A 21,962-nucleotide genomic window follows, 5' to 3' on the forward strand; every position below is an offset into this window, starting at 1 on the left:
GGCCCGGGCAGATGCCCGGGCCCTTCCGCTGTCCACCGCCGGGCCCACCGGGTCCACTCGGGTGGTATCAGCCGGGCAGCGTGATCCCGTCGACCTGGTCGATACGCGCGACGACCCGCTCATAGATGTCGGTCAGCATCCGCACCTCGTCGTCGCTGATCACGTCGACGAACAGTTCCCGGACCTTCTCCACGTGCTTGGGCGCGACGGAACCGATCGCCTCGGCCCCCTGTTCGGTCAGCGTGACGATGGTTCCGCGCCCGTCCTCGGCGCACTCGTTCTTGGCGACCAGTCCGCGACCCTCCATGCGCCGGACCTGATGGGACACGCGGCTACGGTCCCAGCCGAGGGCCGCGCCCAGGTCACGGGCGCGGAGTCCACCGCGTTCGGACTCGCTGAGGCTCACCAGCACGGCGTAATCCGACTGCGACATCGCAGCATCCCGCTGTAGCTGGCGCTCGACTGCGAGGTCGAGCAGCTGATTCATGTCTCGGTACCTACGCCACATGCGCTGCTCTTCATCGTTCAACCAGCGTGTCTCGCTCATACGACCATTCAAGCACGGGCAGGGGCCGGTACCGGCGTCAGGCACCGCCGCGCGGACGGGGTCAGATAGCGGTGTTCACTCCGTACTCTGACCGGATCGACGCATCACATGGGTACGCGCGCCACCGATCCCTGCGAACCTCGCCCGGTCACAGGTGAGCACGATGACCTGGGAGGTCGTCGCAGCCGCGGCGATGACGGCCCCCATGGTCAGCCTGCGTGTGGGGTCGGTGTAACCCATCGTGTCGTCCAGGAACACCGGAACCCCGTCCGTGCCGACGAGGCGGGCACAGGCGATCCGGACGATGACCGCCAACTGTTCCCTGGCGCCGCCGGACAGCGAGTCGTAGTTCACGGTGACGCCGCCGATCCTGCGCGAGAGGATCGTCAGATCGTCGCCGAGCCGCACGTCGAACTCCCGGCCGTACACCAGAGCACCGAGCTCTACGACCGCTCGATGAAAGGGCTCCTGGTAGGCGCGCAACGCCTCGGAACGGCGCGCGGTCAGGGTGCGGTGCAGCAGATCTGCTGCGCGGGCGCGACGCCACAGGGCGCCATTCTCCCGCTCCGCCTCGTCCAGCTCCCTCTCGGCGGCCGACACATCGCCCAGACGTCCCTGATCACCGATCGCGTTCACCCGCCCCAGCGCGGTGGCCACCGCGCCGGCGGACTCGCGCTCCTCGTTCCGCAGTGTCGCAAGCGACGCCCGGGCGTTCTCCAGCAACTCCGGAGGAGCGTCGGACAGCGCCTCATCGAGAGATGCGCGAGCCGCCCGCGCGGATTCCCGGGCCTCCTCGAGCCTGGCGCGGGTCAGCTCCTCGGCTCCGGCCAGCTCCGCGTCCGCCGTGACCGCGCGGGCCGCGTCGAGGACCCGGGCCCGTTCCTCGAGCCGCGACTCCCCCTCCTCGGCCAGCGCGGTTCGCGTGGCGTACACCGTGCGGATGGTCTCCGCCTCGGTCGCCGCTGCGCGATCCTCCGCCCGCCGCGAGGACAGGGTCTCTTCCGCCTGAGCCGCCACGACCACGGGGTCGGACTCCGGGCCTTCGTCCGCAGACGCGCCGGATCCGATGTCCGGCGACGTCCCCTCCGCCGCCCGGTCCTCCACCCCTTCGGGGTCTTCCGCGGCCTCGTCCGCGCCGAGCCGTTCTCGTAGAGCGTCCCTGCGGGCACAGAGATCGTCGAGAGTCTCCCCGCTGAGCAGGTCCGCCCGCCTCCGGCGCAGTGCCTCGACCTGGGCGCGGAGTGCGTCGGCGCGTCGAGCGCGGTCCTCCGCCTCCTCCCGATCCGCCACCCCGAGCTTCCCGAGTAGCGCGGCCAGACGCGCTCGCGCCGAGGTCTCGTCGCGGCGCACGGTGTCCGTATCGCCGGCCGGCACCACGGTCAGCGAGACATCTCCCACCTCGAACACGGTGTCCTCGACGATGCGTTGGGACCATCCGGGATCGGCGTCCCGCGCCTCGCCGGAGACGACGACCTCGCCACTGCCCGCGACTTCGACAGTCGGAGCACTTGCATTGCTGCGCACGACGGCTTCTCGCAGCGTCTCATCAGCAGACCGGATCTCGTCGACCGCGTCGGCCGAGATCTCCACCTCGGAAAGCTGCGTCCCGGTGACCGCCAGGTCGTCGCCGACGGACGTGGCGGTCTCGATGAGCTGCTCGAGTCGCGTGAGCTCGCTACGGCGGTGCTCGCGGTCCCGGGCCTCGCGGGCCTCGTCGAGGTGCGCCCGCGCTCGTGTGAGATCCGCCTCGGCCGCCTCCAATGCCGACCGTGCCGCCTCGGCACGCTCCTCGGCCGGTGCCAGGCGCTCGCCCTCGGTGTCGACGGCGGCGCGAGCATCTGCGGCCCTGCGGCGTTCCCGCTCGACATCCTCCACAAGCGTCGCTCGTTCCCGGGTGCCGCGCACGGCCGCATCGTGTTCGGCGGCCGCCCGATCGACCTCGGTGTCCGCGGCGGAACTGATCTGCCTCCGATCGGCCACCACCAGCCCGGCTGCCTCCAGCCGTGCCACCTCCGCCTCCACGGTCCTCAAGGACTCGGTGTGGGCCCGGTGCACCGCCGCCTGCGCGGCATGATCGTCAACAGCGGCGTCCAGCTCGGCATGGCCGGCCCGGGCGGCGGACAGCGCTGTGCGTGCCTCAACCATCCGGGCCTCCGACCTGGCCAGCTCGCCGGTCGGCTCGCCTCGCCGCGTGGTGAGATAGCGATTGCGTTCCTCCGCGACCCGCGAGATCAGGTTGTCGTCCCCCGTCGGGTCCTCACCACCGGCCGCCGCATCGAGAGCCCGACGCAAGGAGTCCATTCCCCTGGCCGCGTCGACCTGCCCGATCGGCTCGTCCTGAGCGATGCGCAGCGCCCGCCAGAGCGAGCGGTCGACTCGTCGTTCCAGCAGGTCACGTACGTGATCGTGCGCGTCGTCCCCGGACATCGCCTGCCGGGCCGACCCGGGGAACTCCAGGGACGTCCGCTTACCCCGGACGAACTCCTTGCGGTACAGCATCCGTTGGTCGTCGATCGTGAACTCGGCCTCGACCACCACCGGGACATCCCTGCCCACCGGACTGGACGCCTTGACGTCCGCGCGACCGGACGACGCTTTGTGCTCGAGGAGCATGTCGAGCGCATCCATGAGGCTGGTCTTGCCCGACTCGTTGGGCCCCTCGACCACGAGGACCCCACGGTGTGGGACCTCGACCTCCTCACGGGTCACGCCCCGGAAGTCCTCGAGCATCAATCGGTGCAGGATCATCGTGTCCCCCCGTCCACGAATCGGTACAGCAGACTGAGTGCATGTCCGGCGTCCTCGGCCTCCGGACCACCGGCCGAGGCCATCTCCATCAGGTCCGCCACCGCCCGCCCCGCGTACCCGTCGACGAGGTCGGTGAGATCGGTGTCGTCCGCACGCACGACCAGATGGGTGCGCGTCTCGCGCAGATAGGCGCACGCGAACAGCGCCGACCACCGGTCCACCTCCTCGTCGATCCGCGCACGCAGGGCGACCCCGACGGTTCCGGTCAGCCCCAGCTTCAACACCGTGCGGGGCTTGTCCTCGATCGCCTCGATCCGCGTGGCGAGCGCATCCAGGTCCGCGTCCGTGTCGATCTGTGCATTGAGCGCGAGGAATGACCAACGACCGGTCCGCAGGGGTGTCACCGTGGATCCCCCGCGCCGGCCACCGGGGAGCGCGCGCTCGAGCTCGACGAGCAGGGCGTGACCGGAATCCTTCTCCACATCGTCGAAGTCCGTCGTCTCGGGGCTTCCCGAGAACCAGACCCGCTCCCCCGAGCCCACGCGGGTGACCGAATGGCGATCACCGAGAGCCACATAGTCGAGCCGCCCGGAGTCGACGGCCTGCTCGAGCGCGGAGACGGCGATCGCCTCCACCGAGGGCGAGTGCCCGCCGAAGACCTCGTCGGTTCCACCGTGTGCCACCAGGACGCGCAGCGCCGCGGACGGCTCGAGGGATTCCAGCAACGTGGGCAGGCGGGAGGGGTCAGGCCGCTTGGAGGTCCACGGGATGCCGACCACCTCGACCCCGGGGAGAACCTCGACCGGGCCGGATCCGTCGAGAACGACGACGGCGCCGCCCTCGACCGCCGACGAGAAGTCCCGACACCGCAGAACCGACGACACATCCAGCGGGTCGTGATTACCCGGCAGCACGAGGACGGGGACGGGGAACGACGCCAACACCTCGGCCGCGCGGAGCACCACGGACCTGGGGACCGCGTTGTCCTCGAACGCGTCACCGGCCACGACGATGAACTGCGCACCGTGCTCCGTGGCGAGATCACCGAGCGATTCCACCGCGGCCAGCCGGTCCGCGGTGTAGACGGCCTGCGACTCGTCACCCAGGAACCTCCTGGTCATGCCGAGCTGCCAGTCGGCCGAGTGGAGGAATCGAACGGTGTCGCCGTCCCGTGGGGTGGTCATGGTCGCATCGTAGGTCGCGGGTACGACAGCGGTCCCGGACGGCTCTGCCGTCAGCGCGATCGGTAGTCGCCGAACGCGTCGAGGAAGTCCTCGAGATCGGCGACCACGCGCAACTGCTCGAGCGGGTCGTTGGTCGCGGCGGCCGCCATCCTTCTGGTGACCGGGGCGTCCAGCAGATCCTCGAGCCCGGCCGGTGCGGGCGAGGGCACCGTCGGCAGTAGCGGGTCACTGCCCCACAGACTCTCCTCCACATCGACACCCACCGTGTCGCCCTCGCCGCCGGGGCCCCTCAGTACAGCGCCCAACTGGTCGGCGCCCAGGCCACGCAACTCGAACATCACCTGAGGCGAGGCATCCCACCACTCGACCATGACGTACGCCGCCGCCAGGACGTGACGACAGGGCCCGGTCTGCACAGGGCAGTGGCACGAGTAGGAGGTCGCGCCGTGGACCGCGGGCAGCAGCAGGAAGCCGATCGTGTCCGAGAAATCCCCGGCCAACGCGCCGAGCACCCCGTTCTCCTCCTGCCGAAGGGCCGTGCGGAGTGCGTCCGCGTCCGTCTCGTCCAGTGGCGCGAACGTGAACTCGACCGTGAAGGGCCGGGGTCTGGTGCTCTCGACGTCGCAGCGGACCGTCCGGCCCGAGTGTCCCAGGGACAGGACCTTGTCATTGCGCGCGTCGGTCCGGGCCAGGTGCGCTGCCCCGCGGGAGACCCCGGATTCGAGATCGCTGACCCACCGCCTGGCCCACATGTGCGCGCCGAACGGCCCGGCACGGGAGCGTGCCTCGATTCCCCGTCCGCTCTTCACGGTTCTTCCACCCCCTCATCGGTCAGGGCGACCAGCGCGCCCAGCTCCGCGTCGTCCAGCTCGGTCAACGCTCCGGCCATCGGCCCCAGGGTCAGCTCCGCCAGATCCCGCTTGGCCTCCAGGAGTTCGTCGATGCGATCCTCCACCGTGCCGGGGGCGACCAACGTCCGTACCTGGACCACCCGGGACTGGCCGATGCGGTGGACCCGGTCCGTGGCCTGGTTCTCCACCGCCGGGTTCCACCACCGGTCCAGGTGCACGACGTGGTTGGCCTCGGTCAGGGTCAGACCTGTGCCGCCGGCGCGCAGGGACGCGAGCATCACCGGGGGGCCACCAGGACTCTGGAACCCGCGGACCATCTCGGTCCGGGCCGCGGCGGTGACGCCGCCGTGCAGAAACGGCACCGCCGCGGCGGCCCGACGCTCCAGCATCGGGAGGATGAGGTCCCCGAAAGCCCGGTACTGGGTGAAGAGCAGGACCTTCTCGTCGCTGGCGAGGATCTCGGTCAGCACCTCGTCGAGCGCGGCGAGTTTGCCCGACCTGTGGCGCCCTCCGCGAAGGAGGGCCGAACCGTCGCCGAGATAGTGGGCGGGGTGATTGCAGACCTGCTTGAGTGCCGTGAGCCCGGACAGGATGGCACCCTTCCGAGCGGCGCCCTCCGACTCCTTGACCTGTTCCAGCATGTCCTCGACCACCGCGCGGTACAGGGTCGCCTGCTCGCGCGTCAGAGGAGCGTCCACCCGGATGTGCTGCTTCTCCGGCAGATCGGAGACCACCCGCGGATCCGATTTGAGCCTGCGTAGGACGAACGGCCCCGCGAGCGCCCGGAGCCGGGACGCCGCGGCCTCGTCGCGATGGGACTCGATCGGCACCGCGAACCGCGCGCGGAAGGTACTCGCCGATCCCAGGGCCCCGGGGTTGGCGAACTCCAGGACCGCGCGGAGCTCATCGAGTCGGTTCTCGACCGGCGTGCCGGTGAGCGCGATCCGGTGCTCGGCGGGGATCGCCATGAGCGCCCGTGACACGCCGGTCGACGGATTCTTGATGGTCTGCGCCTCGTCCGCCACGAGTCGGCGCCACGGTACCTCGGACAGCATGTCGACATCCCGGGCAGCGGTGCCGTACGAGGTCAGCACCAGATCGGCTGCTGCGAGCCGCTCGGCCGCCCCCTCGTCACGATCCCGCTCGGGTCCGTGATGGGTCATCACCGACAACTCCGGCGCGAACGTCGACGCCTCTCTGGCCCAGGTGGACAGCAGGGTCAGTGGCGCGACGACCAGGGTCGGGCCGACCCGACCGATCGGCTCGCCGGTCGGGCCCACGGCGCCGACCTCGGAGGCGGTGAGGGCGAGCACCTGCATCGTCTTGCCCAACCCCATGTCGTCCGCGAGGACCGCGCCGGTATCGGCGCGCGAGAGCGCGGTGAGCCAGCGCAACCCCTCGAGTTGGTACGGGCGTAGAGTCGCCCGGAACCAGTCGGGAAGATCGACCACGATCGACGACGACGAGGGGATCCAGTCCAGGGTCGGGGGCGCGTTCACCTCGACGCCCTCGGCCTCCTCGGACATCAGCGCCGCCGCGAGCGCGGGGGCGGTCACCCGGCCGCCCCTGCGCGCGGCGAGGAAACGGGCCGCACGACGCAGTGCTCCGGAATCCGCCCGGACCCACTGCCCGCGAAGTCTGACCAGATCCGACGCGTTGTCCAGGAGCATCTGCACCTCGGTGGCGTCCAGCGGCTCGTCGTCGACGATCATCTCCCAGTTGACATCGCTGAGCTGGTCCACACCGAGCCGCCTACCCGAGTCGACGGTCTCCGTCCCCGGCTCCGACACCACGACACGCACCGCGGTGCGGACCCGCGTCCATGCCCGCGGGAGCAGAACCTCGACGCCCCGGCCTCGCAGGGCCTCCACCCCCTCGTCGACCAGCTCCACCACGAGCTCGGTGGGAAGGAGCAGATCCGGTCCGCCCCGCGCGGGGATCGCCCGTCCCAGCGGGGGCCACGACCGGACGGCCCTCTCGGCGACGTCGCCCACCGCATCCGTGACCACCGAGGGATCCGGCAGCTCGGCGTAGGGGCGGAGCGAATCGGTGCCGGTCCGCACGAGGACCTCGAGGCGCCACAGGACCTCACCCCCGCCCTCGCCCGTGGACGAATCGTCGGAGGTCTCCCCCGCATCGTCGCCGAACTGGGGCTCGACGATGCGGAACACCACTTCCACGTCCCGGGCCGCGGCCGCCCGACCGAACTCCGCCACGGCGCCGGCCAGCGCCTGGCCGCCGGAGGGCACATCCGCTCCGATAATCAGTGCCGTGCCCAGCGCACTGCGGCGATCCCTGGCAAGTGGCGCGAGCGCCGTGCGCGCATGCTGGTCCGTGAGCGCGTCGAGCAGACGATCCAGCTCTTCGCGGCTCGTGACCAGTCCATGACACCGGGACAGGCTCTCCGCGGCCCACGCACTCACGACCGGTGACGCCGCCAGAGACCACCCGGCCACCCAGCCCCCCTCGAAACGACTGAGTTCCGGAACGAGATGCCCCGACCGGACGAAGGCGCCGACACCGGCCGACAACGCGGCCAGGGCCCGTAGCGCCGCGCCCGCCCAGAGCGCTCCGCCCTCTCCGACCCCGGCACCACCGGGACGCCCGGCGCCCACGGGGGGTTCACCGGCCTCGAGGAGCCGACACAGATCGATGGCGGCGCCGACCGAGATGCGGATGCCCGGGACCCGCGCCTCGCGGACCCTGCCCTCGACGGGAACGCGCACGGCGAGCTTGTGGGTGAGCGAATACCGCTCGAGGAACTCGACGACCGCCGCGGGCGCCCCGGCCCGTCCCACCGCCGTCACCGATCCGGCCGGCGCAACGGACCCCGGCCGCCGCAATCCCGTCTCACACCACAGACCGACGGCCCCCGACTGCCACACGGCGTGCAGGCGCGGTTCGGGTGTCTGGGTCACGCCCACATGTAAGCACGCAGGTCCGACATCGGGTCGGCGATGACCCCGGCGACCCCTCGTAGTCCTCCTTTCCACAGGCCCGGCCACCTCCACAGGTCCCGCCCTCTCCGCCCCTCGACGCGCAGGTCGGGCGCGACCGCGCACGGATACTCATCCCGTGGCAGGAAAGCTCCCTCCGATCCCCCGACGAGCACTGGCGTTGTTCGTGCTCACGGCAGCTGTGCTCGCGCTCGTCGTGGTGCTCGGTCAGCCCCGCGGATCCGCCCCCGGGAGCCCGACGCGGGACCGTGTCGCCCCGCTCCTCGACGCGGTCTCCGTGGTCCCTGAACGACCCGCGATACCCGGGTACGAACGGGACTGTTCCGGCGACTTCGCCTGCGTGTTCGGGCCCGCCTGGAGCGACGTGACCGGGGCGCCCGGCGGCGGCAACGGGTGTCCCACCAGGCAGGACGTCCTCGCCCGTGACATCCACACCGGCGCCGGCGCCACGACGGGCGCGTGCGCGGCCCCCTCCGGGGTGTTGGTCGACCCGTACACCGGTCGCACGGTCGACGTGGGCGGGTCAGGCGTGAGGGGAATCCATATCGACCACGTCTTCCCGCTATCGGCCGCCTGGGACCTCGGCGCGTGGGAATGGACCGCACGACGCCGCGCGGAGTTCGCGAACGACATCGACCACAACCTCGTGGCCGTCACCGGGGACGTCAACACCCGCAAGAGCGACTCCACCCCCGCCGACTGGCTGCCACCCGATCCCGCGCGACATTGCTTCTACGCCGCCCGCTACCTCACGGCCGCGATCGCCTACGGGCTGCCCGTGACCGATGCAGACCATGACGCGCTCTCGCGCGCGGTCAGCAGATGCCCGGGGTAACGCCGACGCCCCCGCCCGTGAACGGGCCGGGGCGTCACCGGGGGTCGGAGCTGTCAGTAGCGGTCGCGGCTGCCACCAGAGCGGCCGCGGAATCCGCCGCCACCACCACGGCGGTCGTCGTCCCGGCGCGGACCGCCCCCGCGGCGGTCATCGCCACCCCGGTATCCACCACGGTCGTCGCGTCGGTCATCGAACCTGCCGCCACGGCGGTCACCGCCCCGGTCGTCGCGGTCCCCACGCTGGCCGCGGTATCCGCCACCACCACGCGGCTTACCGCCCCGGTCATCCCGGTACGAGCCCGGTCGGCCCGACGGCGGACCGGAGTCCGGACGGATGTCGATCTCGGCACCGCCGACGACGATCCCCTTCATCGACTCGATCTGATCGGCCGGCAGATCCGCCGGGAGTTCGACGACGGAGTGATCGAAACGGATGGAGATGCGACCGATGTCACCGCCGCGGAGTCCCGCCTCGTTCGCGAGCGCACCCATGATCGAACCGGGCTTGACGTTGTTCCGCTTGCCCACGGCGATCCGGTACTGCGCCATGTCCTTGCCCGACCGCGACGGACGCGGGCCGTCGGAGAAGTCCCGCGCCGGACGATCCCGACGATCATCGCGACGTCCGTCCCGGTGATCATCGTGACGCTCACGGCGCTGCGGCCGCTCGGGCTCACGCATGAGGAACTCGTCGGAGTTGCGGGACTGGGTGGCGAGCGCCGCCGCGATATCCGCCATCGACACCGAATGCTCGGACGCGTAGTCCTCGACGAGTCGACGGAAGAGCGCGAGATTGGAGTCGTCCAGGCTCTCGGTGATCGACTGGGCGAACTTGGCCATCCGCATCTCGTTGACGTCGTCCACGCTCGGCAGCTGGATCTCGGTCAACGGCTGGCGGGTCGCGCGCTCGATCTGCGAGAGCAGACGCCGTTCGCGCGGGGTGACGAACAGCAACGCGTGACCGCTGCGGCCCGCGCGGCCGGTCCGGCCGATCCGGTGGACGTACGACTCGGTGTCGTGCGGGATGTCGTAGTTGACGACGTGGCTAATCCGCGGCACGTCGAGGCCGCGAGCGGCGACGTCGGTGGCCACGAGGATGTCCGTGCGGCCGTCCTTGAGCGCCTCGATCGTCCGCTCACGCAGGTTCTGGGGGATGTCGCCGTTGATCGGGGCGGCGGAGAAGCCACGCGCCCGCAGTCGCTCGGCGAGCTCCTCGGTGGCGGACTTGGTGCGCACGAACATGATCATCGCGTCGAAGTCCTCGACCTCGAGGATCCGGGTCAGCGCATCGAGCTTGTCGCGGTGGTGGACCAGCACATAGCGCTGCTGGATGTTCGGCGCGGTCGAGGTCTTGGACGCGACCTTCACCTCGGCCGGGTTGGTGAGGTAGCGCTGCGAGATCCGTCGGATCGCGGCCGGCATGGTGGCGGAGAAGAGCGCGACCTGCGTCGACTCAGGCGTATCGGAGAGGATCCGCTCGACGTCCTCCTGGAAGCCCATCGCGAGCATCTCGTCCGCCTCGTCCAGGACGAGGTGACGCAGGCCCGACAGATCGAGCGTGCCCTTCTTGAGGTGATCGATGACACGGCCGGGGGTGCCGACGATGATCTGCGCGCCTCGCCGCAGCCCCGAGAGCTGGATGCCGTACGCCTGCCCACCGTAGATCGGCAGCACGTTGACCTGCGGCATGTTCGCCGAATAGGTGACACAGGCCTCGGCGACCTGCAGGGCCAGCTCACGCGTCGGGGCGAGGACGAGTGCCTGCGGGCTCTTCACCGCCGGGTCGATGAGCGAGAGGATCGGCAGCGCGAAGGCCGCGGTCTTGCCCGTGCCGGTCTGGGCCAGTCCGACGACGTCCCGCCCCTCGAGGACCAGTGGAATCGTCGCTTCCTGGATGGCCGAGGGAACCTCGTACCCCACATCCTGGACAGCCTTGGCCACGGCGGGCGCGAGGCCCATGTCGGCGAAGGTGACGCCGGGGGCGTCGTCGCCACCGGCTGGGCTTGCTTCGGTGGACTCGGCCTCGGGGGACCCGGCCGGGGCTGACTCGGAAGATTCGGGCGTGCTGGCGTCGGTGTCGACCTCGTCGCCGGCAGTGGCGGTACGGTCCTCGTCGTTGTTGTTCATGAGGCCTTCCATGCTACGGCGTCGGTGGTCCGATAAGCGAGACGACAGCGCAGGTCACTCCCCCGTCGCGGCAGTGGCCGGGGCTCGGGGCGCCCCTCTCGCGAACAGCCAGGGTATGACCGCGGCCAACAACAGGGCGCCTGATACGGCGAAACCGGTCGTGTACCCCAGAGCGTCGACCACGAGCCCCACCACGATCGGTCCGAGGATCGCTCCGGAGTCGCTGGCCATCTGGAACGTGGCCAGAACCTTGCCGCCTGCCCGGTCCGAGCCGATCACGTCGGCGACAGAGGCCTGCTGCGAGGGGTTGAGGATGCCCGCGCCGATCCCGGCGATCACCGACGCCGCCACCAGGAGGGGCACCGTGTCGCACCACCCCATCACCGCGGTCGAGCCGCCGGAGATCACCAGGCCGGCGATCACCAGCGGCCGACGGCCGTAGCGGTCCGACAGCCAGCCCGCCACGGAGATCACCGACGCGGTGCCGACGGCGAACGACGCCAGTGCGGTTCCCGCGATGCCCGGGCCCGCGTCGAAGTTCGCCGCCGCGAACAGCGGGACGATCGCGACGCGCACACCGAACGACGCCCATCCGTTCACGAAGCTCGAGATGAGCGCGGCACGGTAGCGAGCGTCCGTCAGAGCTTCCCTGACCGGCAACGGCTTCTGTTCCGGGGTCTGGTCGTCAGCGGAACGCCGCCGCCCACCCCGGAGGAAGACCGCCACCACGCCCGTGGCCACGAGCAGAGAGGCGGCGTAGACGAAGAACGGGACGCGCATGCCGAACTCCGCCAGCAGACCACCGAGGACGGGGCCGCCGATATTGCCGATCAGGAAGGCGGTGGCGTAGAGCCCCATGATCCGGCCCCGTGCGCCCGGCGGCGCGAGACGGGTCAGCAGCGCCATGGCCGAGATCGTGAACATCGTCGAACCGAGCCCGCCCAGGCCGCGGAACACCAGGAGCTGCACGTACGACTGGGCGAGCCCGGTAGCGAGGGTCGATACCGCCACGATGAGCAGGCCCGTCATGTACACGCGGCGTTCCCCCAGCCGGTCCACGAGGAGGCCGCCGGCGGGGGCGAAGACGAGACGGAAGAAGGCGAAGGCGCTCACCACGACCGACGCGGCGGTCACCGAGACGTTGAAGCTCGTCGCGAACTGCGGGAGAACCGGAGCGACGAGGCCGTATCCGAGTGCCACCGCGAACGCGGCGGCCACGAGGACCCAGACGTCCGCCGGCAGCCTCGTGCGCTGAGCCTGGTCCGAATCGCTGCCGGGAGTGCCCCTCACGCCGATCGGAGGACGGTGGCCAGCACATCCGCCCCGAAGTGCAACGCGTCGACCGGCACCCGCTCGTCGACGGCGTGGAAGTGTCCGAACACGTCGAAATCGTCCGGTACGCGCAACGGGACGAAGCCGTACCCGGAGATTCCCAGCCGCGCGAGATGCTTGTTGTCCGTACTCGCCGGCAGGAGATACGGCACCACCAGGGCCTCCGGATCCGCCCCGCGGACTGCCTCACGGATCACCTCGACGATCCCGGCGTCCGCGGGCGCGGCGATCGGCGGCTCCCAGATCCACTCGACCTCGACGTCCGGGCCGAGTTCGGTCTCGATCTCGTCGCGGAACGTGTCCTCGCCACCCGGCAACACGCGGCAGTCGATCTCCGCATACGCCTCGGTGGGGATGACGTTGGTCTTGTAGCCCGCGGACAACACCGTCGGCGACGCGGTGTGCGCGAGCGAGGCCGCGACGAGGGGACCGAAGTGCCCGAGTACGTCGAGCCGCTCCGGGAGCTCCGCGACCTCTCCGCTGCCTCCGGCCAACTGTCCGACGGCCGCGGCGAGCGCGGTATTGGCTTCGGTCGGCTCGACCGGGAACTCGCGGGAGGCGACGCGGCTCACCGCGCCGGCGACCGCGGCGACGGCGTTATCGGCCGTCGGACGGGAGGCATGTGCGGCGGTCCCGTGTGCGGTGACCCTGGCCCACGCGACGCCCTTCTCGGCGACGGCGATCGGGTACAGCCGGCGCCCCTGGACAGGAACAGACCAACCGCCGACCTCACTCAGGGCCTCGGTCATGCCGTCGAAGATCTCCGGACGTTCCCGGACGACCCATTTGGCCCCCATGATCCCGGCGGCCTCCTCGTCGGCGAAGAAGGCCAGCAGCAGCGTCCGTCGGGGGACTATGCCCTCACGACGGTAGTGCCGGATCACGGCGAGGGTCATACCGAGCATGTTCTTCATGTCGACGGTCCCCCGGCCGTAGAGCCAGCCGTCCCGGATCTCACCGGCGAACGGCGGTACGGTCCAGTCCTCGGCGACCGCGGGAACGACGTCGACGTGTCCGTGCACGACCAGGCCCCCGGCTTCCGGGTCGGAGCCCTCGACCCGTGCGAACAGACTTCCGCGGCCGGGCACGGATTCCACCAGCTCACTGGTGATCCCGACCTCGTCGAGGTATTCGGCGATCCGACGGCACACGCGCGTCTCACCGTCGCCGATCGTGGCGGGATCGCCGGTGTTCGTCGAATCGATCGAGACCAGGTCCGCGGTGATGGACACCGCCTCGGAGTACAGCCGCTCGCGGGCCTCCTCGGACATCGACTGGCCGACGCTCATCCGAAACACTTCCCTTCGCCACGGTAGGTGGGCCAGCTCTCCACCACGGCTGGCCCCTCAGCAGTGTCGTCCACGACGTGCAGTGTGTCGAACCGCTCGCACAGTTCACCCGCCTTCGCGTGCCGCCACCACGCCCGCTCGCCGATGGCCACCTCGCCCCGCATCGGGGTCTGGACCTCGCCGGCCCCCTCGCGACCGAGGAAACGGAGCCCGGTCGGCGCCGCGGGCACCGGGAGTCGATCCCACCCGGGCACCCCGGAGGCCACGTATCCGCCGTAGAGGAAGGTGGTGAGCCCCCGCGCCGGGGTCCGCACCGCCGGCAGCGCGAAGAACAGCGAGGGGCGGGGCGTGAAGGTCCGGTAGTGGTCGAACAGACCCGGGACGTACAGACCGGAACCCGCCGTGACCTCGGTGACCGCGGGGGCCGCGGCGCTCTGCGCGACGGAACCGGAGCCCCCGGAGTTGATGATCTCGGGCGTCGAGCCGGTGAGTCTCTCGATCGTCTCCGCCACGGCCTCGCGGATCGCCACCAGGCGGCGCATCGACAGCCGCTTGACCGGGCCGATCCCACGAACGTTGTCCGGCACCCCGGCGACCTGCGCCTCGTAGAACATCGCGCCCACGACGCGGAAGCCCATGCCCACAGCCTGCCGGACCAATGACTCTACGTCCGTGGAGTCCCGCAACGGCGACCGGCGCACGCCGAGGTGGACGGGGCCCAGGCGGAGCGAACAGTCCACGTCAACGCACACGCGAGCACCGGTCGCGCCGGCGTCACGGGCGATATCGAGTTGTCGGACGTCGTCCACCATCAGCGTGACCGCCGCCAGCGCCCCCTCGTCGCCCGCCAACGCGGTGAGCGCCGCGCGGTCCACCGTCGGATAGCCCAGAAGGACGTCGTCACAGCCGGATTCGACCAGCCACAACGCCTCGGACAGCGAATAGGCCATGATCCCGCTCACCGCGCCGTCGCCCCGGAGGCCCTGTCCGAGCGCCTCTCGCAATACCCCCCGCGACCGCACCGACTTGCTCGCGATCCGGATTCGGGTCCCTGCGGCCCGTCGACGGAGATCCTCGAGGTTCGCCCGCAGGCTCGGCAGATGTAGTGCCGCCAGCGGCGCGTCGAGCTCCGAGGTGGCCGCCTCGAGCGCGGCCGTCACGTCCGACACCGGCGTCATCCCCGGATCACGCGGCGTCCAGGGCCTGCGCGTCGCGCACGACCAGGTCGACGGCATGGTGCAGGAGGGTGTTCGCCTCGTCGTCGTCGCGATAGATCTGCCACCTCTGACCGATACCGACGACGATCGCCAGCACCACCCGGGTGATCTCGTCCAGGCCCATCCCCCACCGCATGCCCGCGGAGGCGGCAGTGCGTTCGAGCACCGAACGGACGATCGCCTCGTTGGATTCCTGCTGATCACGCGCCAGCCCCACCTCGGGCAACCCGTAGGTACGCAGGGAATAGGACACGATCTCGTAGGTGAGGAGCTGCCGGTCCGGCGAGGCGGTGATGACCGCCCAGACCAGGTCGATGGCCTCGTACAGACGCTGCCGCAGCCCGTTCACGCCGCTGACCCCGGAATCGAAGTCCACGCTGACGAACGCGGTGGCCGCCTGGTGGACTTCGGAGTTCACCGCCCCGATCAGTTCGCGGAGAAGTTCTTCCTTATCGGTGTAGCAGTAGTGGACCACGCCGAGCGACACGCCTGCGCGCTCGGCGACGCCCCGGACGGTCACAGCCCCCAGCCCGTCGTGTTCGGCGATCTCCAGGGCGGCCCGGAGAAGTTGCGCACGGCGCTGATCGGCAGGAAGTCGTCTGGTCACCCGTTCATCGTACGACGCCGACGACGACGCTGACAGTGTCAACCGGGACGTCGGACCTTTCCGTCACCACCGTATAGCCGCGGGTCAGGTCCGACGTTCGGTATCACCTACGGCCGCCCACCGGCGGGTAACCTCAGCATCCATGACGACCCCGGCAGCCCCTTGGACGAACTGGACCGGCAACGTGGTGGCCGACCCGATTCGGCGCACCGCCCCCACGACCGTCGCCGAGGTCACCGCCGCGGTGATCTCCGCGGCGGAATCGGGAACCCGCGTCAAGTGTGTCGGAGCCGGACACTCGTTCACCCCGGCCGCGGCGACGGACGGGGTCCTCATCTCCCTCGACGACCTCACCGGGATCGAGTCCATCGTCCCCACCCGGGGCGCCGACGGCCGGGTGAACGGCGCGGACGTCACCGTCTGGGCCGGGACGCGGCTGCATCGCCTCGGCCCGCTGCTGTGGGACCTCGGGCTCGCACAGCCCAATCTCGGAGACTTCGCCGAGCAGTCCCTCGCGGGCGCGGTCTCGACCGGGACCCACGGCACCGGGTGCCGGGCCCCCGGCCTCCCGGCCACCGTGGTGGGGCTCCAACTCGTCACCGCCGACGGGACCGTGATGTCCTGCTCGCGCGATTCCCACCCCGACGTGTTCGCGGCGGCCCGGCTCGGGATCGGCGCCCTGGGGATCATCACCAAGATGACGATCCGGTGTGTGCCGGCGTTCGCCCTGCACGCCGACGAACGTCCGTGGACGCTCTCCGCCGTCCTGCAGGACATGGAGGGGTTCGCACGCTCGGCCGACCACGCCGAGTTCTACTGGTTCCCCCACACCGACGCGATCAACGTCAAACGCAACACCCGCCTGCCGGGGGACGCGGACCTCAGACCGGTGGGCCGGCTGCGGTCGGCGATCAGCGACGAGTTCCTCTCCAACGAGGGTTTCGAGGCGGTCTGCCGGGCGGCGACGCGGCGTCCCTCGATCACCCCGCGACTGAACCGCTTCACCGCGCGCGCACTCTCCGCACGCACCTACACGGATCGCAGCTACCGTGTGTTCGCCTCGCCGCGTCGCGTGCGCTTCCGCGAGATGGAGTACGCGGTGCCGATCGCCGCGGCCGGCGCGGTGCTCGGCGACATCCGCGACATGATCGACCGCTCGGGCGTGCTGACCCCGTTCCCGATGGAGGTGCGCTTCGCCGCCGCCGACGACGTGTGGCTCTCGACTGCCCACGGCCGCGAGGTCTGCTACATCGCGGTGCATCAGTACCACCGGATGGACCACACGGAACTGTTCCGGCTCGCCGAGGAGATCTTCCTCGCCGCGGACGGCCGCCCGCACTGGGGGAAGATGCACACCCGCGGCGCCGACGACCTCTCCTCGATGGTCGAACACTTCGACGATTTCGTCGTCGTGCGTGACCGCCTCGACCCGGACCGCGTGTTCGGCAACACCTACACCGAGCGCGTCCTGCCCTGACCACCTGCCCGCACGATTATCGTGCGGGTACGTAGCCTGGTTTCCGTAGCGGGACCCGAACCCGGGACCCGCGGCGCCACCCGCCAGCTCGCACCTCGAGAGAAGAAGGTGAGCCCGTGTCCGACGACGACACTTCCCGGCCCGACGTCTCCGGCCCCGCCGCGGGGGTGGTCACCGCAGCGCTCCGACGAGCGATCAGACTCCAGTCCGGCGCCGCACGCCGGTACGTGCACAAGCTACGCCAGGACCACCCGGACGAGAGTCCGGCACAGATCCGTTCGCGGCTCGATTCGTTGTTCCTCGGCGCCGTCACCGCCTCGGGCGCGGCCGTGGGCGGAACCGCCGCCGTCCCCGGGATCGGCACCATCATCGCCTTCGGCGCGATCGGTGCCGAATCGCTCGTCTTCCTCGAGGCGGCCGCGTTCTACACCCTTGCCGTCGCCGAGGTGCATGGCGTGGACGTCCGCGAAGGCGAGCACGAGGAACTGCTGGTCATGACCGTCATGCTCGGCGCCTCCGGCACCGCCGTCCTGGCCAACGCCGTCGGCTCCGGGGCGGGCTCGGCCTCCCGGGCGTCGCTGGCGAGCAGGGTGCTGCGCGTACCCGGCCTCAAGGAGATCAACTCGAGGATGATGCATCGTTTCGTCCGCAAGTTCGCGGTGAAGCGGGCGGGGTTGGCATTGGGCAAACTCGCCCCGGCCGGCCTGGGCGCGGCCATCGGCGGCTGGGGCAACCGCAAGCTCGGACGGACCGTGGTGGCCACCGCCGACGCCACGTTCGGCACTCCCCCACTTTCCTGGTTGGCCGGGTGAACCCCGGGTGACCGAGGCGTGGCATCCCCCTGTCAGGTGAGATCGGAAGGCCCGCTGCGGGCAGAACGTCTAGCCTGGGTGTCATCGACGTGTGAAACCCACCACAGAACCAGAGAGGCACCACAAGATCGTGAGCAACACCGTCTCACAATTCGGACAGAATCAGTGGCTCGTAGACGAGATGTACGAGCGCTTCGCCAAGGACCCCTCCTCTGTGGATGAGTCCTGGCACGAGTTCTTCAAGGCCAACCCGCAGGCCGCCTCCGCCTCCGGCAGGAACTCGTCCAACGGCACCGCCGCGGCGGGGGGTGACGCGAAGAAGGCGGCTGAGAAGAGCTCGGACCTGACAGTCGACGACGTCACCCCGACCGCCTCCGCCAAGGACGTGGCCGCCAAGCCCGATTCGGACGCCGCTCCGGCCCGCAAGGCCCGCGGTGAAGGCGTACCGGCGCCGGTGCGCACCCCGGAGACCCGGAACAAGCCCGACGTCCCTGCCCCCACCAGGTCGACGACCCCCGCGTATTCCCCGCCGGAGGAGCCCGAGGCCAAGGTGCTGCGCGGTCCGGCGGGCGCGATCGTCAAGAACATGAACGCCTCGCTGACGCTGCCCACGGCGACATCTGTCCGCGCCGTGCCGGCCAAGCTGATGATCGACAACCGGGTGGTCATCAACAACCACCTCAAGCGCACCCGCGGCGGCAAGATCTCCTTCACCCACCTCATCGGGTACGCCATGGTGCAGGCCGTCAAGGCCTACCCGAACATGAACAACCATTTCGAGGAGATCGACGGTAAGCCGAACACCGTCACCCCGACCGGGATCAACCTCGGTCTGGCGATCGACATGAAGACCAAGAACGGCCGCAGCCTCGTCGTGGCCGCGATCAAGAACTGCGAGAAGCTCGACTTCCGTGAATTCCTCGACGCCTACGAGGACATCGTCTCGCGGGCCCGCGTCGGCAAGCTGACGATGGACGACTTCTCCGGTGTCACCATCTCGCTGACCAACCCGGGAGGCATCGGCACCGTGCACTCGGTGCCGCGTCTGACCGTCGGTCAGGGCGCCATCCTCGGCGTGGGTGCGATGGAGTACCCGGCCGAGTTCCAGGGCGCCAGCGAGGAGCAGCTCGCGAACTCCGCGATCGGCAAGATCACCACGCTCACCTCGACCTACGACCACCGCGTCATCCAGGGCGCCGAATCGGGCGAGTTCCTCCGTGAGATCCACCGCCTGCTCATCGACGACGGTTTCTACGACGAGATCTTCGGCGCCCTCGGCATCCCCTACGAGCCGGTCCGCTGGCGCAAGGACATCACCGATCCGCGCGTGGACAAGGACGCCCGCGTCCTCGAGCTGATCGCCGCCTACCGCAACCGCGGTCACCTCATGGCGGACATCGACCCGCTGGACGGCATGCACGCCCAGCGTCGTCGCACGTTCCACCCCGACCTGGACGTGAACTCGCACGAGCTCACCCTGTGGGACCTGGACCGCAAGTTCTCGGTCGGCGGGTTCGTCGGCAAGGACCGGATGCGGCTGCGCGACGTGCTGTCCGCGCTCCGGGCCGCCTACTGCCGCAAGATCGGTATCGAGTACACCCACATCCTGGAGAACGAACAGCGCGGCTGGCTCCAGGACCGCATCGAGGGTGTCGACGACAAGCCGACGGTCGCCGAGCAGAAGTACATCCTGTCCAAGGTCAACGCCGCCGAGGCGTTCGAGACCTTCCTGCAGACCAAGTACGTCGGCCAGAAGCGCTTCTCCCTCGAGGGCGCCGAGTCCGTCATCCCGATGATGGACGCGGTCATCGACGAGGCCGCCGAGTTCGGTCTGGACGAGGTCGTCGTCGGCATGCCGCACCGCGGTCGTCTCAACGTGCTGGCCAACATCGTGGGCAAGCCGTACCGGCAGATCTTCACCGAGTTCGAGGGCAACATGGACCCCTCGGCCGCCCACGGCTCGGGCGACGTGAAGTACCACCTCGGCGCCGAGGGCATCCAGTACCAGATGTTCGGCGACAACGAGATCAAGGTCTCGCTGACCGCCAACCCGTCCCATCTCGAGGCCGTCGACCCGGTCCTCGAGGGCATCGTCCGCGCCAAGCACGACCTCATCGAGGACGCCGAGTGGCGTGCCGAGTACCCCGTCGTGCCGCTGATGCTGCACGGCGATGCCGCGTTCGCCGGCCAGGGTGTGGTCGCCGAGACCCTCAACCTCTCGCTCATCGAGGGGTACCGGACCGGCGGCACGATCCACATCGTGGTGAACAACCAGATCGGCTTCACGACCGCCCCCGGGGCCGGTCGCTCCAGCCAGTACTGCACCGACGTGGCCAAGATGGTCGGCGCGCCGATCTTCCACGTCAACGGTGACGATCCGGAGGCGTGTGTCCGCGTCGCCCGCCTGGCGATGGACTTCCGTCAGGAGTTCAAGAAGGACGTCGTCATCGACCTCGTCTGCTACCGCCGTCGCGGCCACAACGAGGCCGACGACCCGTCGATGACGCAGCCGCGGATGTACGAGGTGATCGACGGCAAGAAGAGCGTCCGTCAGTCGTACACCGAGGATCTCGTCGGACGTGGTGACATCACCGAGAAGGAGGCGGAGAACGCTCTCCGCGACTTCCAGGGACAGCTCGAGCGGGTCTTCAACGAGGTCCGCGAGCTCGAGAAGCACCCCGTGACGGCGTCGCAGTCCATCGAGCCCGACCAGCCGCTCCCGCGCGTGGTCACCGCGATCGACGAGTCCGTCGTGCACGCCATCGGTGACTCCTTCGGCAACCTGCCGGAGGGCTTCCACATCCATCCGCGCGTCAAGCCCGTCTACGAGGCCCGCCAGAAGATGGCCTACAACGGCAACATCGACTGGGCGTTCGCGGAGCTGCTCGCCATCGGCTCCCTCACGCTGGAGGGCCGCACGGTCCGTCTCGCCGGCCAGGACTCGCAGCGCGGTACCTTCACCCAGCGGCACGTCATGATCGTCGACAAGACGACCGCCGAGACGTACTCCCCCCTCCAGCATCTGGACGGGGCCGAGGGCCGCTTCGAGGTGTGGAACTCCGCCCTCACCGAGTACGCGGGTCTCGGATTCGAGTACGGCTACTCGGTGGGTGACCCCGAGGCGCTCGTCATGTGGGAGGCCCAGTTCGGCGACTTCGTCAACGGCGCCCAGACCATCATCGACGAGTACATCTCCTCGGGCGAGGCCAAGTGGGGCCAGAAGTCCTCGGTCACGCTGCTGCTGCCGCACGGCCACGAGGGCATGGGCCCGGACCACACGTCCGGACGCATCGAGCGGTTCCTGCAGCTGTGTGCTGAGGGCTCCATGACGGTGGCACAGCCCTCGACCCCGGCGAACTACTTCCACCTCATGCGCCGCCATGCCACCGGCATCAAGCGCCCGCAGGTCGTGTTCACGCCCAAGTCGATGCTGCGCAACAAGAAGGCCGTCAGCGCGGTCGAGGACTTCACCACGGGCAAGTTCCGCTCGGTGCTGGACGACCCCGCGTTCATCGACGGCAACGCCGACGCGAGCAAGGTCACCACGATGCTGCTGGTGTCCGGAAAGCTCTACTACGAGCTGGCCGCGCGTCGCGACAAGGACGAGCGTGACGACGTCGCGATCGTTCGCCTCGAGCAGCTCCACCCGATCCCGCACCGTCGCCTGCGGGAGGCTCTGGACCGCTACCCGAACCTCTCCGAGGTCCGGTGGGTCCAGGAGGAGCCGGCCAACCAGGGTGCCTGGAGCTTCCTCGCCCTCGAGCTGCCGGAGCGGATCGAGAACTTCCCGCGCCTCAAGCGGGTCTCGCGTCGACCCATGGCCGCCACCTCGACCGGACTGAGCAAGGTCCACGCCGTCGAGCAGAAGGCTCTGGTCGACGAAGCATTCGAGTGACCCGTCGCTGAACACCACGAAGGGCCCGTCCGGTGCGGACGGGCCCTTCGTGGTCTCGCGGGGTGAGCGGGACGGCGGAGCCGGC

14 protein-coding genes are annotated in these 21,962 nt (G+C 70.0%); 4 read left to right on the top strand and 10 right to left on the bottom strand.

Annotation, left to right across the window (positions count from 1 at the left end):
• Positions 1 to 67: 67 nt before the first annotated feature.
• The 5 genes from ACWIFB_RS04470 to ACWIFB_RS04490 form a co-directional block, all read right to left on the bottom strand.
• Complete coding sequence (locus ACWIFB_RS04470; protein WP_454057463.1) at positions 68 to 487, bottom strand: MarR family winged helix-turn-helix transcriptional regulator; 420 nt, start codon at positions 485 to 487, stop codon at positions 68 to 70.
• Between the two features lie 135 nt (positions 488 to 622).
• Positions 623 to 3,295 carry an AAA family ATPase gene (locus tag ACWIFB_RS04475; RefSeq protein ID WP_454057464.1) on the bottom strand — a complete coding sequence of 891 codons (2,673 nt, stop codon included), beginning with the start codon at positions 3,293 to 3,295 and terminating at the stop codon, positions 623 to 625.
• On the bottom strand, positions 3,292 to 4,479 hold the full coding sequence (locus ACWIFB_RS04480) for a metallophosphoesterase family protein (protein ID WP_454057465.1): 1,188 nt from the start codon (positions 4,477 to 4,479) through the stop codon (positions 3,292 to 3,294). The genes ACWIFB_RS04475 and ACWIFB_RS04480 overlap by 4 nt, the downstream gene beginning before the upstream one ends.
• A 50-nt stretch (positions 4,480 to 4,529) precedes the next feature.
• Entirely contained in the window at positions 4,530 to 5,288 is a 759-nt protein-coding gene (locus tag ACWIFB_RS04485) for a hypothetical protein (protein WP_454057466.1), read from the bottom strand.
• Entirely contained in the window at positions 5,285 to 8,248 is a 2,964-nt protein-coding gene (locus ACWIFB_RS04490) for a DEAD/DEAH box helicase (RefSeq protein ID WP_454057467.1), read from the bottom strand. Before ACWIFB_RS04490 ends, ACWIFB_RS04485 begins: the two co-directional genes overlap by 4 nt.
• Positions 8,249 to 8,405: 157 nt before the next feature.
• Here ACWIFB_RS04490 and ACWIFB_RS04495 point away from each other — a divergent pair, with 157 nt between their 5' ends.
• On the top strand, positions 8,406 to 9,122 hold the full coding sequence (locus ACWIFB_RS04495; protein WP_454057468.1) for an HNH endonuclease family protein: 717 nt from the start codon (positions 8,406 to 8,408) through the stop codon (positions 9,120 to 9,122).
• Positions 9,123 to 9,175: 53 nt separating this feature from the next.
• Here ACWIFB_RS04495 and ACWIFB_RS04500 read toward each other — a convergent pair whose 3' ends face one another.
• From ACWIFB_RS04500 to ACWIFB_RS04520, 5 genes are read right to left on the bottom strand one after another with little or no spacing between them, the layout of a single operon-like run.
• Positions 9,176 to 11,248, bottom strand: coding sequence for a DEAD/DEAH box helicase (locus ACWIFB_RS04500; protein WP_452099995.1), 2,073 nt, complete (start codon positions 11,246 to 11,248; stop codon positions 9,176 to 9,178).
• A gap of 54 nt (positions 11,249 to 11,302) precedes the next feature.
• A complete protein-coding gene (locus tag ACWIFB_RS04505; protein WP_452099996.1) occupies positions 11,303 to 12,538 on the bottom strand; it encodes an MFS transporter in 1,236 nt (411 codons plus the stop codon).
• On the bottom strand, positions 12,535 to 13,869 hold the full coding sequence (locus tag ACWIFB_RS04510) for a M20/M25/M40 family metallo-hydrolase (protein ID WP_452099997.1): 1,335 nt from the start codon (positions 13,867 to 13,869) through the stop codon (positions 12,535 to 12,537). Before ACWIFB_RS04510 ends, ACWIFB_RS04505 begins: the two co-directional genes overlap by 4 nt.
• Complete coding sequence (locus tag ACWIFB_RS04515) at positions 13,866 to 15,047, bottom strand: amino acid deaminase/aldolase (protein WP_454057591.1); 1,182 nt, start codon at positions 15,045 to 15,047, stop codon at positions 13,866 to 13,868. Before ACWIFB_RS04515 ends, ACWIFB_RS04510 begins: the two co-directional genes overlap by 4 nt.
• Before the next feature lie 7 nt (positions 15,048 to 15,054).
• Positions 15,055 to 15,693 carry a TetR/AcrR family transcriptional regulator gene (locus ACWIFB_RS04520; RefSeq protein ID WP_452099998.1) on the bottom strand — a complete coding sequence of 213 codons (639 nt, stop codon included), beginning with the start codon at positions 15,691 to 15,693 and terminating at the stop codon, positions 15,055 to 15,057.
• Positions 15,694 to 15,835: 142 nt separating this feature from the next.
• Here ACWIFB_RS04520 and ACWIFB_RS04525 point away from each other — a divergent pair, with 142 nt between their 5' ends.
• The 3 genes from ACWIFB_RS04525 to ACWIFB_RS04535 all read left to right on the top strand — a co-directional run bounded on the left by ACWIFB_RS04525 (position 15,836) and on the right by ACWIFB_RS04535 (position 21,877).
• The gene (locus ACWIFB_RS04525) at positions 15,836 to 17,170 is read left to right on the top strand and encodes a D-arabinono-1,4-lactone oxidase (RefSeq protein ID WP_454057469.1); all 1,335 of its coding nucleotides are present in this window, start codon (positions 15,836 to 15,838) and stop codon (positions 17,168 to 17,170) included.
• 116 nt (positions 17,171 to 17,286) lie between these two features.
• Positions 17,287 to 17,982 carry a hypothetical protein gene (locus ACWIFB_RS04530; RefSeq protein ID WP_454057470.1) on the top strand — a complete coding sequence of 232 codons (696 nt, stop codon included), beginning with the start codon at positions 17,287 to 17,289 and terminating at the stop codon, positions 17,980 to 17,982.
• A gap of 130 nt (positions 17,983 to 18,112) precedes the next feature.
• On the top strand, positions 18,113 to 21,877 hold the full coding sequence (locus ACWIFB_RS04535; protein ID WP_454057471.1) for a multifunctional oxoglutarate decarboxylase/oxoglutarate dehydrogenase thiamine pyrophosphate-binding subunit/dihydrolipoyllysine-residue succinyltransferase subunit: 3,765 nt from the start codon (positions 18,113 to 18,115) through the stop codon (positions 21,875 to 21,877).
• The last annotated feature ends 85 nt before the right edge of the window (positions 21,878 to 21,962 follow it).

This window comes from Dietzia sp. NPDC055340, from assembly GCF_053645335.1.

Excerpts from the sequence above, each read along its gene's own strand:
- ACWIFB_RS04470 (WP_454057463.1), bottom strand. The coding sequence starts at position 487 with ATGAATCAGCTGCTCGACCTCGCAGTCGAGCGCCAGCTACAGCGGGAT.
- ACWIFB_RS04475 (WP_454057464.1), bottom strand. The coding sequence starts at position 3,295 with ATGATCCTGCACCGATTGATGCTCGAGGACTTCCGGGGCGTGACCCGT.
- ACWIFB_RS04480 (WP_454057465.1), bottom strand. The coding sequence starts at position 4,479 with ATGACCACCCCACGGGACGGCGACACCGTTCGATTCCTCCACTCGGCC.
- ACWIFB_RS04500 (WP_452099995.1), bottom strand. The coding sequence starts at position 11,248 with ATGAACAACAACGACGAGGACCGTACCGCCACTGCCGGCGACGAGGTC.
- ACWIFB_RS04510 (WP_452099997.1), bottom strand. The coding sequence starts at position 13,869 with ATGAGCGTCGGCCAGTCGATGTCCGAGGAGGCCCGCGAGCGGCTGTAC.
- ACWIFB_RS04515 (WP_454057591.1), bottom strand. The coding sequence starts at position 15,047 with ATGACGCCGGTGTCGGACGTGACGGCCGCGCTCGAGGCGGCCACCTCG.
- ACWIFB_RS04525 (WP_454057469.1), top strand. The coding sequence starts at position 15,836 with ATGACGACCCCGGCAGCCCCTTGGACGAACTGGACCGGCAACGTGGTG.